Below are 17,180 nucleotides of genomic sequence, written 5' to 3' on the forward strand. Positions count from 1 at the left end.
ATTATGATCGCGTTGAACGGCGGGGTCCCCATGCATCGTATCCGCGTCCTTGTCCTTGCGGCTCTCTTGTCGCTCGCGGCGCTTGCGTTCGGCGGCGGAAGCGCGCTCGCCATCTTTCAATGCGGCATGTTCGATGGAAGCTTCTCGTGCCGGACAGCGCCCGGAGAGGAGCCCCACGGGAAGAACGCCCCGACGGTCAGCCCGCCGCAAGCGTCCGAGCCTGCCCCCGGTACCCCGATGGGCGACGCCAACGCCGCCCCTGCCCCCTACGGCGCTCCGCCGCAGGGCGCTGTCAGCTACGGAACCGGCGGCACGCCGCAAGCCGCGCCTGCGCCCGAGCCGATCAAGCCCGGCGAGCATTCCTGCCCGCCCGGCTATACGGTGCTCGCGACGCCCGGCAAATACGGCTATTGCCAGCCGCCGGCCGGGACGGCGGAGGCGACCTCTGGCGGCTGCGAGCGCGGCATGGTGGGCACGCCGCCGAAGTGCCATTGCCCGGCGAACTCCGAGCTCCTTGGCGGCCACTGCGTCCACTACACCGCGACCATGTGTCAGAACGAGCTGCCGGTGAACGTAAACCCCGAGCCCTGCCAGGACGTCGAGGCCAAGCTCTCCTGCAAGATGCGCCAGGATGGGCTGAAAGATTGCTGCTGCCTGACCTACGACAAGCTCTAGAGCCGGCTCAGGAGGCGGCCACCGTCACGGTCGACTTGCGCTCGAGCTTATTCCAGCCGACGAGCGGTCCGAACAGGGCGGCGAGCCCCGCTTTGATGACGATGTAATACAGCAATTGCCGGTAACCGAAGCGCTGAAGCACGAGCCACGGCAGGAGCGACTTCTCCTCCTTGCGCTCCATGGCAAGCGCGAGCGCAGCGCTCGACAGATCGACCACCAGGAACACGAGATAATAAAGCAGCACCTTCTCGAGCGTCTGACCGTCGAACTGGTCGCGATGCTCGATGAAGTCGAAGGCCGACAAAGCCAGGCGCCACACCAGTACGAAATCGACGAACGGCGCGAGCAGCGACAACAGGAACTGGAACAGCCAGGTCTGCGGCATGGCGATCAGCCCGAGTGAGCCGTAGCGCGGCTTGAACGTGGCATGGCGGTGCTTCCACAGGCATTGCAGCGTGCCGAACGCCCAGCGGAAGCGCTGCTTGATGAGGCCGCTCACCGTGTCGGGCGCTTCGGTCCAGGCGATCGCCGTAGAGTCGTACAGCACCTTGTAGCCGGCCTTGAGCACCCCGATTGTGAGATCCTGATCCTCGGCGAGCGTGTCGGAGGGGAACCCGCCGAGTTTCTCGAGCGCCTCGCGCCGCCAGGCGCCGATCGCGCCGGGCACCACGGTGATGCAGCCGAGCGTGGCGAGCGCTCTCCTCTCCAGGCTCTGGCTCGTGATGTATTCGAGCGCCTGCCAGCGGGTGATCACGTTGATGCGGTTGCCGACCTTGGCATTGCCGGCCACGGCGCCGACTTCCGGATCGGCGAACCAGCGCACCAGCTTGCCGATTGAGTCGCGCGGGAAGTAGGTGTCGGCGTCGAGCGCCACCACCACGTTGCCCTTCGACTCGGCAAGACCACGATTGAGCGCCGCCGCCTTGCCGCCGTTCGCCATGGTAATGAGCCGCACACGGCCATCGCCGGCAAACGCCGTGCGCACCACTTGCGCCGTGTCGTCCTTGGAGCCGTCGTCGATGACGATGACCTCGAGATTCGGGTAATCGCTGGCGAGGATGCGGCGCACGGTCTCGGCGATCACCTTGACCTCGTTATGCGCCGGGATCAGCACCGATTGCAGCGGAGGATCGGGCGGAAGCCCGGGCGGGACGCGCCGCGCCTCGGCAAAACGATTCCAGAGCGCGGCTCCGCACAGAACCATGAGGCGCAGCACGCCGAGCCAGATGGCGGCGAAGAACAGCATCGTGATGGCGTGCAGAAGCCAGCCGTAGGTGAGGAACACCGGCAGCCCGACCATGCGCCCGAGCGACTCGGGCGGGACCAACGGCATGGCTTGATCGCGAGTCATGCCGGCGAGCTCCGACACCGGCACGAACCGATAGCCTCTGGCCCGCAACGCATCGATCAGACGGGGTAGCGCTTCGACCGTCGCCGACCGGTCGCCGCCGGAATCATGAAGGAGGATGACATGTCCTTTGATATCCGGATTGGGGTCGGTCACTTGTGCGATCACGCGCTCGACGATCTGATCCGCGGTAGGGCGCTGCCAGTCGTTCGGGTCGACATGCAACCCGACCGACAGGTACCCCATGTTCTGGGCAATCTCGATCGGCACGGTCTCATCCGCCGTGGTCGGCTCGGCGTCGCCCATGTACGGCGCCCTGAACAGCCGCATCGACCTTCCCGTAAGCGCCTCGAAGAGGCGCTCGGTGGCATTGATTTCCAACCTGACCAGCGCCCCGGAAAGCTCGCCCAGGTTCGGGTGCGTGAAGGTGTGGTTGCCGACGTCGTGGCCTTCGGCGACGAGGCGCTGGACGAGACTGGGATAGGCTGCCGCGTTCTGCCCGATGATGAAGAAACTCGCATGCACGCCCTTCTCTTTCAGGATATCGAGGATCTTGGGCGTCCAATCGGGATCCGGACCATCGTCGAAGGTGAGCGCAAGTTCGCCCGGCACCGCTCCCTTGCGCTCAATGACGAAAGGGGTGGGCACCACCTCGTATTTCTCGTCGACGATCTGGCCCGTGTCGCGGTCGAGCTCGTATGTGCGCTTGCCTCTAACCGGGTCTTCGGCCACATTCAGGACCTCGCCTTCGCCTTCGAAATCGATATCCTGGCTGCGTGCGATGCGCCGCAGGCCCTCGGGCGCCGGCGCCCCGTAGTCGCGACCGAGGACCGACCAGATCGAGGGGTCCTCCGAGCCGAGCCGCCACACCGCATATCCAGCCGGCCGGTAATCGTCGGCGGCATGGATTTCGTTGAACGCCGTGACGCCGTCGAGGAACCAGACGTCATGACGCTTGCCGTCATCTTCGACGAAGGAGAAGTGAGGGTTCGAGGTCCCGGGATCGAACGCGATCTCAGCCTCTGAATCGCGCGCCGACAGCACGGCCTCTTCGAAGGTCAGACTCGCCGCATCTTGTCCCTTGACCCAGTCATAGCCGTAAGCGCCGATGGCCACGATGGTGTGGTCCGGATCGAGCACCTTCATGCGCTTATCGAGCGTGTCCTCGAACCAGTCCTGGCCGGCGATGCTGCCAGGATCGTCGGCGTCCGAATGCTGGTCGTATCCCATGAGGAGCGTGAAATCGACGATGTCGGCATACGTCTTGTAGGGCCAGCTTTCGTCGTCGAACGGAACCGCGAGGACGATGGCATAGCCATGCGGGGCGGAGGCCGCGCGGAGCTCGCTCAGGAACTTCTCGAGGTCCTTGTGGGCGCCGGCCGGAACATTCTCGAAGTCAACCGTAATGCCCTGGAATTTGTACTTGTCGAGAAAGGCGACGATCTGCGCTATCCGATCGGCGCGCGCGGCCGGGTCGGCAAGCATCTTGGCCAATCCCGCACCGTCCCACTCGCCGTTGGCGGCGTTCTGGATCATCGGCAGGATCGCCGTGTTCGGCTTCGTTGCCTGGATGTAGTTGAGCGCGCGATCATCGACGGCGGCATTGAGCGCAAGGTCGGGGCCCTGGAGGCTGAGCCAGTCCGGAACCACCCAGTCGAGGCGCGGTAGCGCCCGCTTCAGCTCAGGGTAGCTGTTGTCGTCCCAGCCGACATAGAAGCCGATGCTGATCGGCCGCCCCTCGGGCCGCGTGAGCGAAGCGGGCAGCGCGCGTCGCTCCACGGCCTGGGCCTGAGGATGGTGATGGAGGTTCCTTTCCTGCTCGCGAAGCTCTTCGGCAAGCCGCGCCGCGCTTCTGAGCGCCTCGGGATCGGCGGCGGTGGTAATCGACAGCCCATGCGCCGGTGTGCAGCTTGGCGCCCAGGCGCAGCGAATCGAGGGGTGCGCTTCCGCGCCGCTCGACTCCACGGCCGGCTTGTGCACGATCACGAGCGTCGCCATGAACGCCGTCATGACGAATGCGCTAACCATACCGACAGCCCAGGCAAGCCTGGCCAGCGCGCGGCCGCGCTTCCCCGTCGGGTCGAAGAAGATGGGTTTGCCGGTCATGCGAGTTTTTGGCCGGAAGAACTTCGCTTAATCAGCCTCGTCTGCCCGGTAGCCCCATCTAGGGTGCTTCGGCCCCACTCGCCTAGCGCCACAACGCCGCAGAGGCATGACAACGGGGGGAGCAAATTGACGCGGGCAAGCCGCTACCCGCGAAGCGCCGCGCTCACCGTGTCGAGCACCCGCGCGAAATTGCCGAAGCCCCAATAATGTCCGGCCTCCTGGATCACATCGAGCCGGCAGTAGGGCAATTGTGCCGCAAGATGATAGGACGCATTCGGCGGCACGATCGTGTCGTCGCTCCCCTGCCAGACCACGCTCGGAACCTCGATGTCCGAAAGCGCCAGTCCCCACGGCGAGCAGAACAGGCGTAAATCCTGGAGCGCGCCCCTGATGCCGGGCCTCAGTCCCTCGCGAATTGCCTGCTGGAGATTGGCTTTCACTTCCGCGCGGCTCAGCAGCGCACGATCGGAAGGTGCGACCCGCTTCTGCAGCACCCGGTAGGCGAGACCGGGAGACCATTTCACCACGTTGCGCAACGACCAGAAGAACGTGGCGCAGGCCGGTTGCGAGCGGCCCATCCTGGTGAAGATGAGCCGATGCATGCGCGACATGCGCACCTGCTTGCGGCATTCGGCGACGGGACCGACCGGCGACACGAGGGCAAGCAAGGCTACACGATCGGGAATTATCGAAGCGGTCGCGATCGCATGCGGCCCGCCGCCCGAGACGCCGATGACGGCGAACCGTTCGATCTTCAATTTGTCGGCCAAAGCGACGAAATCCTCGGCCGAGCGGACGAGCGAGGAATTGCGCCGGTAATCCGAGTGGCCATAGCCGGGGCGGTCGGGTGCAATGATCCGCAAGCCCCTCTCGCGCGCGGCGGCATCGGCGAGGCCGAACATGTAGCGCGAGCCGGGCGTGCCGTGGATTGCAAGCACCGGCAGCCCTTCGCGCCGACCGAACTCGGCATAGGAGAGGCGCCGCCCGTCGGGGAGACGAAGCGAGAGCGAGGTAGGATCCTCGGCGCCGGTTCGGGCGGCTTCTACGCTAGTGTCCATCGATCGAACCGCTCGGGACACAGGGCTGCGCAAACCCTATTCGCAGCCGATAATGATGTCGCCGGGGTTGATCATCAAGATCACGGGCTTGCCCTCGTAGAGCTTGAGCGTCTCGAGCGCCGGGATGGTGACGCTCACCTCGAGCGTGGTGTCGCCGGGCACGGCGACATAGACAATGGCAGTCACCGCACCTTTGCGGATCTCCATGATCTTGCCCTTGATCTGGTTGCCCGTGCTGAACTGCATGTCGATCTCCGTTGGGCGTCACGAGGCCCCTAAGCGAGGCTCGCGCAGAAGCGCTGGATGCGGCGGCAAGCCTCCTCGAGCGCGCCGATCCCGGTCGCGTAGGAAATGCGGAAGAAGGGCGAGAGCCCGAACGCAGCGCCGTGCACGACGGCGACGCCCTCCTCTTCGAGCAGCGCCGTGGCGAAATCCTCGTCGTTGCCGATCCGCTTCCCGGCCTGGGTGGTCTTGCCGATCGTGCCCGCACAAGACGGATAGACGTAGAATGCGCCTTCGGGCTTCGGACAGGACAGGCCCTTGGCCTGGTTCAGCATGGACACCACGAGGTCGCGCCGCTCCTGGAACGAAGCGACCCAGTCCTTGAGAAAGGTCTGCGGCCCTTTGAGCGCCTCGACCGCTGCCCATTGGCTGATCGAGCACGGGTTCGACGTCGATTGCGACTGGAGCGTGGCGATGGCCTTGATCAAGGGCTCGGGCGCTCCGCCATAGCCGATGCGCCAGCCGGTCATGGAATAGGCCTTCGACACGCCGTTGAGCGTGAGCGTGCGCGCCTTCAGCTTGGGCTCGACGGCGGCCGGCGTGGTGAACTTGAATCCGTCATAGACGAGATGCTCGTAGATGTCGTCCGACAGCACCCAGATGCGCTCGTGCTTCAAAAGGACGTCGGTGAGCGCCTTGATCTCCGCCTCGGTATAGGCCGCGCCCGTCGGATTCGATGGCGAATTGAAGATGAACCACTTCGTCCGCGGCGTGATCGCACGCTCGAGCGCCTCGGGTTTGAGCTTGAAGCCGTCCTCGAGCTTGGTCTCGACGATCACCGGCTCGGCGCCCGAAAGCAGCACGATGTCGGGATAGCTCACCCAGAAGGGCGACGGGACGATCACCTCGTCGCCCGGATCGAGCGTCGCGAGCAGCGCATTGTACAATACCTGCTTGCCGCCGGAGCCGACGGTGATCTCGGACGGCTTGTAGCTCAGCCCGTTCTCGCGCTCGAATTTCTCGCAGATCGCACGCTTGAGCTCGGGGATGCCGTCGACCGCCGTATATTTGGTCTCGCCGCGCTTGATCGCTTCGATCGCCGCCTGCTTGATGTTGTCCGGCGTATCGAAGTCGGGCTCGCCCGCGCCAAGGCCGATGACGTCGAAACCCGCCGCCTTCATGTCGCGCGCTTTGGCCGTAATGGCCAGCGTCGGCGAGGGCTTAACCCGTTCGAGCGTGCGGGCAACCAGTCCCATAATCGTCTCCCGATGTTCGTGAAGTTCAGGCGGCCAAAGACGGCGCCGAACCTAAGCGGGCGGGACGCCCCCTGCAAGGGCCTGAGCGCCCGCATCCTCGACAAAATGAAGCAGCGCGAGCCAAGCGGCCCGCGCTGCGCGATCCTTGAGCAGAAGCGTCGGCTTGGACTAGGCAGCCTGCCGGTTGAGGCCCGCCTCGGCGAGCCCGGTCAACGTCTTGTCGGCGTTGTATTCCTGCTCGAGCGTCTGTTGGAGGAGCCGCGCCGCCTCGTTCATGCCGAGCTGCCTGGCCCAGGCAATCAGCGTCCCGTACCGGGCGATCTCGTAATGCTCCACAGCCTGGGCGTCGGCGATCATGCCGGCGTCGAGCACGTCGGCAGTCTTGGCGTCCTTCATGTCCTCCTCGCCCTCCTCCAGGATGCCTTTGATCGCTGGGCAGGTCTTGGCGACAGGCTTCAGGTCGCACAGGGCGAAGACCTGCTCGAGCCGCTCCACCTGACCTTCCGTTTCCCGGAGGTGGTGCTCGAACGCCTGCCGCAGGTCGTCAGAGTCGGCCTTCTTGGCCATCTTGGGGAGCGCCTTCAGGATCTGCTTCTCGGCGAAATAGATGTCCTTGAGGAGGTTTACAAAAAGATCCTCCAGAGATTTGGCAGCGGTCATGGAATTTGGCTCCTTGGGCCGGGTCGTCAACAGGGTTGGGGGTGGGCTGCGCTTTGGGCGCATGCTTCCAAGGTCTAACGAAGGGTGGAAGGCGAGGTTCCCGGCCCGAACCGCAGGGGCTTCTGCTGTGCATAACCCCAATTGCGCCACGACTGTGGCGACACCGCCATGCGAAACGCGCGGCCAAGCCACAATCCGGTTAAAGCCGCGCCCTAATGGCATGGTTGATTTGCTTCGTGCCGATAACGAGGGCCCACTCGATGACCACGCGGCGCCAAGCTCTGCACTCACGCGAGCCTCTGGTAACTTTGTCTTTCCTTGCACTGATCCTCGCTCTTTTCTTCACGCTGCCCGGCATGCTCACCCGCGCGCAAGGCGCGCAAGCCGATGCGGGCAAAATCGCCTACCTCCAGCCCGCCGACATGAACACCGGCGCCCTCCTGCTCCAGTCCGGAGAGGACGGAGGCTTGGTCGAGGCGCCGCGGCTCAACACCGACGCCGCCATTACCGTCAACGGCACGATCGCGCGGGTGGTCGTCACCCAGCGCTTCGAGAATCCTTCCGACCGCTGGCTCGAGGGCATCTACGTTTTTCCGCTCCCCGAGCAGTCGGCGGTCGATGCCCTGCACATGGAGATTGGTTCGCGCGTGATTGAGGGAGAGATCAAGGGCCGCTCCGAGGCTCAACAGCTCTACCAGGCCGCCAAAGACAATGGTCAGAAAGCGAGTCTGGTCGAGCAGGAGCGGCCCAACATCTTCACCAACTCCGTGGCCAATATCGGCCCGCACGAATCGATCGTGATCCGGATCGAGTATCAGGAGACGGTGAAGCAGGAGGGCGGCGTCTACTCGCTCCGCTTCCCGCTCGTCGTCGCCCCGCGCTACAACCCCGCGCCGAGCAACGTCGATGTCGTGGACTATGGCGGCAAGCATGCGCCGAACGACCCGGTTCCCGACCGCGACCGCATCACCTCGCCGGTGCTCGATCCCGCCAAGTTCCCCAAGATCAACCCGGTGTCGATCGCGGTGAAGCTCAATGCCGGCTTCGTGCTCGGCGACGTCACCAGCTCCTTCCACAAGGTCAACCTGAGCCGGACCGGCGACGAAACGGCGACGCTCGCCTTGGCGGACGGCACCGTGCCGGCCGACAAGGATTTCGAGTTGGTCTGGAAGCCTAAGGCTGCGGCCGTTCCGCAGGCGGCCTTGTTCCACGAGACCGTCAATGGCCAGGACTATCTGCTTGCCATGGTGACGCCGCCCACCCTCGACAGCGCGCCGAAGCAGTTGCCGCGCGAGCTGATCTTCGTGATCGACAATTCAGGCTCGATGGCCGGCGCTTCGATCGCACAGGCCCGGCAGAGCCTTCTCCTCGCCCTCGACCGCCTGCGCCCGGGCGACACGTTCAATGTCATCCGCTTCGACGACACCATGGACGTGCTGTTCAAGGGCGCCGTCGACGCCACGCCGGAGAACATTGAGACCGCCAAGAACTTCGTTTCACGTCTCGACGCCGAGGGCGGCACCGAGATGCTGCCAGCGCTTAAAGCGGCGCTCAACGACGCCCATCCCTCCGACACGAGCCGCCTCCGGCAGGTCGTGTTTCTGACCGACGGCGCCGTGGGCAATGAGTCGCAGCTTTTCGCCGAGATCGCCGGCCATATCGGCCGCACGCGCCTCTTCACCGTCGGCATCGGCTCGGCGCCGAACACCTATTTCATGCAACGCGCCTCCGAGCTTGGCCGCGGCACGTTTACCGCGATCGGCTCTGGCGACCAGGTCCTCGAGCGCATGAGCACGCTCTTCGCCAAGCTGGAGAAGCCGGTGATGGTCGGCTTGAAGGCCTCCTGGCCCGACGGCACCGCCGTCGAAACCTGGCCCGATCCCCTCCCCGACCTCTATGCCGGCGAGCCGGTCGTGCTCTCCGCCAAGGTCTCCTCGATGAATGGCGAGCTGCATTTCTCCGGCACGTTCGACGGCAAGCCCTGGACGGCTGCCCTGAGGATTTCGGATGCCATCGACGGCTTGGGCGTCGCCAAGCTCTGGGCGCGGAGCAAGATCGCCGCGCTCGAAGCCAAGTCCTATACCGACCCGAACGCCAAGGGCATCGACAAGGCGATCGAGACGGTCGCGCTCGAGCATCATCTCGTGTCGAGCCAAACCAGCCTCGTCGCCATCGACCCGTTGAAGTCGCGTCCCGACGGCGAGCCCGTGTCGAGCGTGAACATGCCGCTCAACCTGCCCGACGGCTGGGTCTATGACAAAGTGTTCGGCTCGCCCGCCGCCATGCCGCGCCAGTACAAGGCGATGGCGCCGAGCCGCGGCCTCAATCAATCGATGGCGCCGATGCCGTCGGAGGCGCTGTACGGCTTCGACGGCGGCGCCGAAGCCGCACCTCCGGCGGCTGATACGGCGCAAACGCCGGACAGCTCCGTGTCCCCAGCCGACGCCAAGCCCGATGTCGACACGACGGTCGCGCCGACCGTGCCCGCCGACAATACGATCCAGGCGCCGCAGTCTTATCCGCTCTTGCCGCTCACCGTGGTACCCAAGCCGGACGCGAGCCCGATTGCGCTGAAGGCGAGCGACGCCAACCGGCGTCTCGTCGTGCTTGCTCTGCTGCTCACCATTCTAAGCGCGGTGACGCTGGTCATGTGGCGTTACCACCGCCGCGACTATGCCTCCCCGCGGCGGACTGGGAGGAGGATCTGATGACGAAACGGGGGTCGAGTCAGTTCCTCCTCCTCTTCCTTCGCCCGAGCGCGAAGCTCGGGTGGAAGATCGGAGGCGCCGCCGCGCTTGTTGCGCTCGCCGCGGTCGCAATCGCCGGATTCGCTCCGGCCTTGCAGGAAAGCGCCTGGCAGCAAGCTCTCGCCGGCGAGCCGTCGCAAGCCTGGCCGTGGGAGGCGACGCATCCGGCGAAAGATAGCGGCGTCCCCAGGCTTGGCCTGAGCGCCGCCGTGAACGAAGAGACGGTCCCACAGGTGGAGATCGCGCCTGCGCCCGCCAGGACTGGTAAGAGCGTCGAGCGGTCGCGCCTCGAGCTCGGCGACGTCGCCATCGGTGACCGCATCACCGTCACGACCGCCGATGGGGCGTCCCGCGACTATCGCGTCACGGGGCGCAAGGTCGTAGGAGACCCGCATCTCGCGGAGGGCGACAGCACGGCCCCGACCGGAGGCGAAGTATCGCCGGTGACGTGCTGGTCGCGCGACCTTATCGCCGGCACCCTGCGACTGATCATCGAGGCAACCGGCGTCGATCAGCCAAGAGACACCCACCCGAGCGCCGAGCAGAAGCTCTAAGGCGCTTAGCCTCACTCACGCGGTCCTGGGGAGCGTCAGCTCTAGCGGTTCTTGCGCTTCTTTTTCTTCGGAGGAGCCGCGGCCGGCGCCGGGGTCGCGTCCTCCGTGGACTCGGCGTTGGCAGGCTGGGACACCGTCCCCGTGGCGCTAGCCTGCGGCGATCCCGCGGTCGGAGCCGACGTCCCGACCGTAGCGCCGGTCGCAGATCCCGTCGTCGCGGGAGTGGCCGTTCCGGTCGTTGCCGGAGTTCCCGGCGGCGTCGCAGCGCCAGGCGGCAGCGCCGCCGAGGGCTGCTCGCTCTGCGTCGACGCCCCGCCCGGCATAAGGCTCGGCGGCGTGACCGGGCGGCGCTCCTCGTCGAGCTTGGCCTTCAGCTTGTCGAGGCCAGTGCGGTATTCCGCTCCGACAAAACCATCGAGCGCGAGAGCCTTCCATCGCTTGAGCGGGCTCGACCCGGAATCGTAGCCGAAGCTCCACGTGACCTTGCTGCCGGAGCCCGACGGCGCGATGTCGAACAGGCTCGTGCCCTCAAGACCGTTGAAATTGACGGCAAGCTCGATCGTCTTGTTGGGGTCGGCGTTGACGATCTCCATGCTGCCCGTGCCGATCGAACGCACCTGGCTTTCCCAATTAACCCGCGCGCCCTTGCCCGACTCGGGTCCGGAATAGGTGAGCTTCAATTGCGGATCGCGCGCAGCCCAGGGCGACCACTCCTGGAAGTGATGCAGATTGGCAAGGTAGGGAAACACGGACGATTCGGGCGCGTTGGTGATCACCGCTCGCGTTACGGTGACGTGCGCCGGCAACCCGACGGCGACGGCCGCCATGATCCCGCCGAGAGCCGCAAGCCCAACCACCAACCGCATCATGGGACGCATCGCCTCGCCTCCTTCCCTTCGAGCTTGTTATGCCGCGCCGCTTGCCCTGAGGGTGGCCTTCCCGACCCGCGATGTCATTCGCTTTTTCACAGAAAACGATTACAGTCCGCTCGTCAATAAAGAGGGAGGGCTGGACATGAATCTATCACCCCCGTCGACAGCGGTCTTCGTGATCTCGCTGATCTTGGCGGCCTTGGCCATAATTGGCAAATTCGCGGCAATTCCCTTCATCACCGAGCATGGCTTCTGGGTTGCCGTGATCGCCTACGTCGTTCTGGCGGTCGGCAATCTGTTCCGGGGCGTCTAAGGTCTCTCGGCCTCCGGACCGCGTGCGCTCCGGAGGCCATCTTCGAAATCGAGCGGCGCTCAGGACTGGCCATGGAAGACGAGCATGGCTCCGAGCGCGATCAGGCCAAACCCTGCCGCCTGCGCCCAGCTCAAGGGCTGGTCGAAATAAAGCCAGGTGAATAGCGCGAAGACGATCAGGGTGATGACCTCTTGCATCGTCTTCAGCTCGGCCGGCGAGTAGACCGCGCTGCCGATCCGGTTTCCCGGCACCGCGAAGCAATACTCGACGAACGCGATGCCCCAGCTCGCCAGGATGACGGTGACGAGCGGCACGTTCTTGAACTTGAGATGGCCGTACCACGCCAAGGTCATGAACAGATTCGAGCAGCTAAGCAGGATAATCGGTGCAAGACGGGGCCAGAGCCCCGGAGCGGCGAGCGTGGCGAACGTCATGGGAGCCTTTCGCGGGATAGAAGAGCGCGGTCAGCCTAGGCCTGCGGGAACAGCAAGCCAGGAGACATAGCGTCCTAACCCGGGGCGGGCAAATCGCATTGCGCCAGCGAACGGGCCGGCGACCGCCGGCCCATCCGTCGCGCTCGGCTAAAGATCGTCCTCGTCGTCCCGCGCCCAAGAGGGGCGGTAAGGCTGCGGGCTGCCGCCCATGGGCGACGAGCCGGGAGACGCCGGTTTCGGCGCGCTCGAAGGGGCCGGAGAGCCGCCCATCGGGCTCGCTGGCCTGGGCGGCATTGCGCCGCCTGACGTCGTACCGCTCGATGGCGGCGTCATCGGCCGTGCCGGTGCGGGCTGAGGCGCTGGCGCCGCGGGTTTGGGCGCTGGCGCCGCGGGTTTCACCGCGACCGCCGGTTTCGGCGCCGCGACGACCGGCTTCGCTGCCGGCGCCTTGGCGGCGGCGGGCTTGCGCGCCGGAGCCTTGCGGGCCGCCGGCTTCTTGGCCGCAGTCTTGCGCGCGGCCGTCTTCCGCGCCGGGGCTTTCTTGGCGCGGGTTTTCTTGGCAGCCGTCTTGCGGGCGCCAGCCGCCTTCTTGGCTACCGCCCGGCCCGTCTTACGCACGGTGCGCGCGGTCTTGCGCGCCGTCTTGCGGACCGTGCGCGCAGTCTTCCGCGCGCCCCGCCGCGCGCTGGCTTTAGCTGTGCGTTTCTTCCCACTCGTCTTCGTTGCCATGGCTTCTGCTCCGATTCTGCTCCATTGCCGACCGCTCAAACGGACGCGTACATGCGCGAATCAACGCTTCCACTTGGTCCAGGCTTGCCGTCCCACATGGCGAGTCAATGCTTTTTTCGCATTATACGCAGATCGGAGCGCAGATCGCGACAGAAAGTGGCGGCGCGACCGGCAGAATCGTCCCGCCCCGGCCCATCGAACGCGGTAGAGATCGCCCTCGGACCGGAAAAGATCGTGCCAAGCGCAAGATCAAGAGCAGCAATCAACGCGGAAAAGCGCGGCAAGCAGACCGGCGAGAGGACGTTTTCGACGCTAATGGGAGGGGATATCGAGCGGCATCTGGTCGAGCGCCTGCTCGAACGGCAGGGGCGAGATTTTCAGTCCCCCGGTAAAGGGATAGTCGAAGGCGATTGCCAGCAAAAGCGACAGGGCGACAAGGGCCCCGAGGGCCGCCGTCATCAGCGTCTGCGCCACGAGATTCGACGACCCGAAAAACGCCGGGTAACCGAGGGTAACGGCCGCGCCGACGATCAGCACGAACCACAACAGCCCTGACATCGAGCCGTCGGCGCTGTCCAGCCGCTCGTTGCGGTTGTCGGCAATGACCGCGAGCAGCCTGAGCGCCGCCTGGTAAAGCATGAGCTGCTGATAGCCTTGCGGCTGGAGCTCGAAGATCGCCCGGCTCAGTTCGTCGAGATCCTTTGCCGCGTGCTCGCTCGGCTGGCCGCGCGCCATGGTCGGCCATTCATACAGCCGCACATGGTCGGTGTAGCTGACGAGAAGCTGCCGGATCTTGGTGCCCGCCTCGAAGGGAAGGGCGACAGTCACGCGATGGAGGTCGACGGCGGCCTTGGCCTCGTTGCGAACCGCGGCTTCGGTGTCGCGATATTCCTCCCACACGGCGACCACGACGAAGGCGAGCAGCACGCCGTAGAAGACGCCGACGACGGCAAATTTGAACCCGGCCACCTCGTTGTTCAGCTTGAGGCGCTCCAGTCCCCACACCTTGCGCGTGAGAAGCATGAGGCCGATCGTATAGATCTCGGCCACAGCCGTGAGAGCGACCGCCACGACCCAGTCAGGCAGATGGTTCAATACGGAGATCACGGACTTGCCCCTTGGCGGCGGGTATCCCGCCGCCTCTTCTAGCGCAACGGGGCCGTCCGAGGCGAGGCTCCCCTGCCGGCCTTGGCCCTAGCCAACCGGCCCCGTCGCCGCCATATTCGCCCCATGCCTCATCGTATCGCCAGGACCTTCGGCTCACGCGCCGAGCCGCGTGCCGTCACGGGCGAATCCGCGCTGCCGCGCGCTGACCTGCCCGAAGGCGCCGACCGCCGTCCGCCCGGCTTCGGCGAGGCGCCGCAGCCGCTGATGCAGGAGCACCCGCTCGTGGCCGGCACGGGCGCACCGGAGTTCATCCCCCACCGCCCTCCCCGGCCCGAGAAGACCGAGGGCGGCGTGCCGCTCCGCATCATCTCCGACCTCGAGCCGAAGGGCGACCAGCCGCAGGCCATCGCCGAACTCGTGGCGCAGGTGAACGCGCATGAACGCGACCAGGTGCTGCTAGGGGTCACCGGCTCGGGCAAGACCTTCACCATGGCCAAGGTCATCGAGGCGACGCAGCGTCCCGCCCTCGTGCTCGCCCCCAACAAGACGCTCGCCGCCCAGCTCTACGGCGAGTTCAAGAGCTTCTTCCCCGACAACGCAGTCGAGTATTTCGTCTCCTACTACGACTACTACCAGCCCGAGGCGTATATCCCGCGCACCGACACCTATATCGAGAAAGACTCCTCCATCAACGAGCAGATCGACCGCATGCGCCACGCGGCGACCCGCGCGCTCATCGAGCGCGACGACGTAATCATCGTGGCGTCCGTCTCGTGCATTTACGGTATCGGCTCGGTCGAGACCTACACCGCCATGACCTTCAGCCTGAAGCGCGGCGACAGGATCGAGCAGCGCCAGCTCATCGCCGACCTGGTTGCGCTGCAATACCGGCGCAACGATGCGAATTTCGTGCGCGGCGCTTTCCGCGTGCGGGGCGACACCATCGAGCTGTGGCCGGCCCACTTGGAGGACCGCGCCTGGCGCATCTCGCTGTTCGGCGACACGGTCGAGAGCCTCGTCGAGTTCGATCCCCTGACCGGGGCCAAGACCGACGAGTTCGCCATGGTCAAGGTCTATGCCAACTCGCATTACGTGACGCCCAAGCCGACGCTGAAGCAGGCCATCCGCGGCATCAAAGATGAGCTCAAGGCGCGTCTCAACGAGCTGCACGGCGCTGGCCGCCTGCTCGAAGCGCAGCGGCTCGAGCAGCGCACTCTGTTCGACCTCGAGATGATCGAAGCGACCGGCTCCTGCGCCGGCATCGAGAATTACTCGCGCTATCTCACCGGCCGCAAGGCCGGCGAGCCGCCGCCGACCCTGTTCGAGTATCTTCCCGACAATGCGCTCGTGTTCGTCGACGAGAGCCACGTCACCATCCCGCAGATCGGCGGCATGTTCCGCGGCGACTACCGCCGCAAATCTACGCTCGCCGAATACGGCTTCCGCCTCCCCTCCTGCATGGACAACCGCCCGCTCAGGTTCGAGGAGTGGGACGCGATGCGGCCGCAGACGATCTACGTCTCGGCGACGCCCGGCGGCTGGGAGCTCGAGCAGACCGGCGGCGTATTCGCCGAGCAGGTCATCCGCCCGACCGGGCTGGTCGATCCGGAAGTGATCGTGCGCCCGGCCTCGACCCAAGTCGACGACCTGATCGACGAGGCGCGCAAGGTGGTGGCGAAAGGCTACCGCGTGCTCGTCACCACGCTCACCAAGCGCATGGCCGAGGACCTCACCGAGTACATGCACGAGCAGGGCATCCGCGTGCGCTACATGCATTCCGATGTCGAGACGCTGGAGCGCATCGAGATCATCCGCGACTTGCGCCTCGGCGCGTTCGACGTGCTGGTCGGGATCAACCTGCTCCGCGAAGGTCTCGACATTCCCGAATGCGCGCTGGTCGCCATCCTCGATGCCGACAAGGAGGGCTTTCTCCGTTCCGAGACGTCGCTGATCCAGACCATCGGCCGCGCCGCGCGCAACGTCGACGGCCGCGTGATCCTCTATGCCGACGGCATGACCGGCTCGATGGAGCGGGCCATGGCCGAGACCAACCGCCGCCGCGAGAAGCAGGTGGCGTGGAATGCGGCGAACGGCATCACGCCGGAGAGCGTGAAGAAGAATATCGGCGACATTCTCGCCAGCGTCTACGAGCGCGACCACGTCCTGGTCGATGCCGGCGCGGGCTTCGGCGAGGAGGATCAGGCGCTGGTCGGCCACAACATCGAGGCCGTCATCGCCGACATGGAGAAGCGCATGCGCGCGGCAGCGGCCGACCTCGAATTCGAGGAGGCGGCGAGGCTCAGAGACGAGGTCAAGCGCCTACGGCAGATGGAGCTCGCCATCGCCAACGATCCTCTGGCGCGGCAGGCTGATCTCGAGCGCGCCGCCGCCGAGACGGACGTCTCTCGGCCGCATAAGCCCTCGCTCGACGAGATGGGCCCGCACAATCGCGAGATGCCGCTCGCCGCCCTGAAGAAATCGCGCCCGCGCTCGAAGGCCGGCAAGCCGGGCACCCGCGCCTACAAAGGCAAGAGCCGATAACCCTGGCGCATTGTCGCGCTGCCGATGGTTCACTCGGCCGTTAGACCTCCGACGGGAATCAAGCCGCATGGTGCGGCCAAGACCAAGAAGACGGGGGTTTAATGTCGAACTCAGTGCAAGGAATTTTGACCGACATTTATGATGCCTGGCGGGCGCAAAATCTGGATTTGCTCGCGACCTATCTACCCGACGATTTCTCCCATTTCATAAACGTTCCCCTTGAAATGCACGCGCTTGGCGAGGCGCGTCACGGCAAGAGTGCAGTGCTCGAACGGTTTGAACTGATCTTCGATCAGTTCGATATGCAGTGCCTCGACACCAGTCACTTGAGCGTCAATGCGCGCAGTGCCGCCGTGCAGGTGCGAAAGCAATGCCGGCACCGTGCGAGCGGCGCGGTGCTTGATATGACCAAGACAGACCTTTGGACCTTGGAGGATGGCTGGCCGGTGAAGTTGTTCGAGCATTACGACCTCGACCAATTTAAATCTTTCATGGAGGCCGCAACCCGGCGCTAGAGCACTGTCGAGGATGCGCCTTCATGGGCCTCATCCGGCCGCG

15 protein-coding genes are annotated in these 17,180 nt (G+C 65.4%); 6 read left to right on the forward strand and 9 right to left on the reverse strand.

Annotation, left to right across the window (positions count from 1 at the left end):
• Nucleotides 1-30 precede the first annotated feature (30 nt).
• The gene (locus VFB18_RS13825) at nt 31-675 is read left to right on the forward strand and encodes a hypothetical protein (RefSeq protein WP_324976435.1); all 645 of its coding nucleotides are present in this window, start codon (nt 31-33) and stop codon (nt 673-675) included.
• Nucleotides 676-682: 7 nt separating this feature from the next.
• Here VFB18_RS13825 and VFB18_RS13830 read toward each other — a convergent pair whose 3' ends face one another.
• The 5 genes from VFB18_RS13830 to VFB18_RS13850 all read right to left on the reverse strand — a co-directional run bounded on the left by VFB18_RS13830 (nt 683) and on the right by VFB18_RS13850 (nt 7,325).
• Nucleotides 683-4,129 carry a glycosyltransferase gene (locus VFB18_RS13830; RefSeq protein WP_324976438.1) on the reverse strand — a complete coding sequence of 1,149 codons (3,447 nt, stop codon included), beginning with the start codon at nt 4,127-4,129 and terminating at the stop codon, nt 683-685.
• A gap of 143 nt (nt 4,130-4,272) precedes the next feature.
• Nucleotides 4,273-5,187, reverse strand: a complete 915-nt coding sequence (locus VFB18_RS13835; protein WP_324976441.1) for an alpha/beta hydrolase — start codon at nt 5,185-5,187, stop codon at nt 4,273-4,275.
• Between the two features lie 36 nt (nt 5,188-5,223).
• Nucleotides 5,224-5,433 carry a TOBE domain-containing protein gene (locus VFB18_RS13840; RefSeq protein WP_324976444.1) on the reverse strand — a complete coding sequence of 70 codons (210 nt, stop codon included), beginning with the start codon at nt 5,431-5,433 and terminating at the stop codon, nt 5,224-5,226.
• Between the two features lie 29 nt (nt 5,434-5,462).
• On the reverse strand, nt 5,463-6,665 hold the full coding sequence (locus VFB18_RS13845) for a pyridoxal phosphate-dependent aminotransferase (protein WP_324976448.1): 1,203 nt from the start codon (nt 6,663-6,665) through the stop codon (nt 5,463-5,465).
• A gap of 168 nt (nt 6,666-6,833) precedes the next feature.
• On the reverse strand, nt 6,834-7,325 hold the full coding sequence (locus VFB18_RS13850; protein WP_324976452.1) for a ferritin-like domain-containing protein: 492 nt from the start codon (nt 7,323-7,325) through the stop codon (nt 6,834-6,836).
• A 260-nt stretch (nt 7,326-7,585) separates the two neighbouring features.
• Between VFB18_RS13850 and VFB18_RS13855 the strand changes: the two genes are divergently transcribed.
• Nucleotides 7,586-10,033, forward strand: a complete 2,448-nt coding sequence (locus VFB18_RS13855; RefSeq protein WP_324976455.1) for a marine proteobacterial sortase target protein — start codon at nt 7,586-7,588, stop codon at nt 10,031-10,033.
• Nucleotides 10,033-10,626 carry a hypothetical protein gene (locus VFB18_RS13860; protein WP_324976457.1) on the forward strand — a complete coding sequence of 198 codons (594 nt, stop codon included), beginning with the start codon at nt 10,033-10,035 and terminating at the stop codon, nt 10,624-10,626. The genes VFB18_RS13855 and VFB18_RS13860 overlap by 1 nt, the downstream gene beginning before the upstream one ends.
• Before the next feature lie 41 nt (nt 10,627-10,667).
• Here the strand turns inward: VFB18_RS13860 and VFB18_RS13865 are convergent, their stop codons facing one another.
• Nucleotides 10,668-11,504 carry an SRPBCC family protein gene (locus tag VFB18_RS13865; RefSeq protein ID WP_324976461.1) on the reverse strand — a complete coding sequence of 279 codons (837 nt, stop codon included), beginning with the start codon at nt 11,502-11,504 and terminating at the stop codon, nt 10,668-10,670.
• Here VFB18_RS13865 and VFB18_RS13870 point away from each other — a divergent pair.
• Nucleotides 11,494-11,811, forward strand: coding sequence for a hypothetical protein (locus VFB18_RS13870; RefSeq protein WP_324976465.1), 318 nt, complete (start codon nt 11,494-11,496; stop codon nt 11,809-11,811). The two genes, VFB18_RS13865 and VFB18_RS13870, sit on opposite strands and share 11 nt — an antisense overlap.
• A 59-nt stretch (nt 11,812-11,870) precedes the next feature.
• Here VFB18_RS13870 and VFB18_RS13875 read toward each other — a convergent pair whose 3' ends face one another.
• The 3 genes from VFB18_RS13875 to VFB18_RS13885 form a co-directional block, all read right to left on the reverse strand.
• A complete protein-coding gene (locus tag VFB18_RS13875; protein ID WP_324976468.1) occupies nt 11,871-12,245 on the reverse strand; it encodes a DMT family protein in 375 nt (124 codons plus the stop codon).
• 147 nt (nt 12,246-12,392) lie between these two features.
• Complete coding sequence (locus tag VFB18_RS13880; RefSeq protein ID WP_324976471.1) at nt 12,393-12,974, reverse strand: hypothetical protein; 582 nt, start codon at nt 12,972-12,974, stop codon at nt 12,393-12,395.
• Nucleotides 12,975-13,286: 312 nt separating this feature from the next.
• On the reverse strand, nt 13,287-14,081 hold the full coding sequence (locus VFB18_RS13885) for a hypothetical protein (protein WP_324976474.1): 795 nt from the start codon (nt 14,079-14,081) through the stop codon (nt 13,287-13,289).
• Between the two features lie 123 nt (nt 14,082-14,204).
• On the opposite strand from VFB18_RS13885, the gene uvrB reads away from it, so the two are divergent.
• Both uvrB and VFB18_RS13895 read left to right on the forward strand, forming a co-directional pair.
• Complete coding sequence (gene uvrB / locus VFB18_RS13890; RefSeq protein WP_414675741.1) at nt 14,205-16,622, forward strand: excinuclease ABC subunit UvrB; 2,418 nt, start codon at nt 14,205-14,207, stop codon at nt 16,620-16,622.
• 101 nt (nt 16,623-16,723) lie between these two features.
• Complete coding sequence (locus VFB18_RS13895) at nt 16,724-17,137, forward strand: nuclear transport factor 2 family protein (protein WP_324976477.1); 414 nt, start codon at nt 16,724-16,726, stop codon at nt 17,135-17,137.
• The last annotated feature ends 43 nt before the right edge of the window (nt 17,138-17,180 follow it).

This window comes from Methyloceanibacter sp., assembly GCF_035650995.1.
Lineage (GTDB): Bacteria > Pseudomonadota > Alphaproteobacteria > Rhizobiales > Methyloligellaceae > Methyloceanibacter.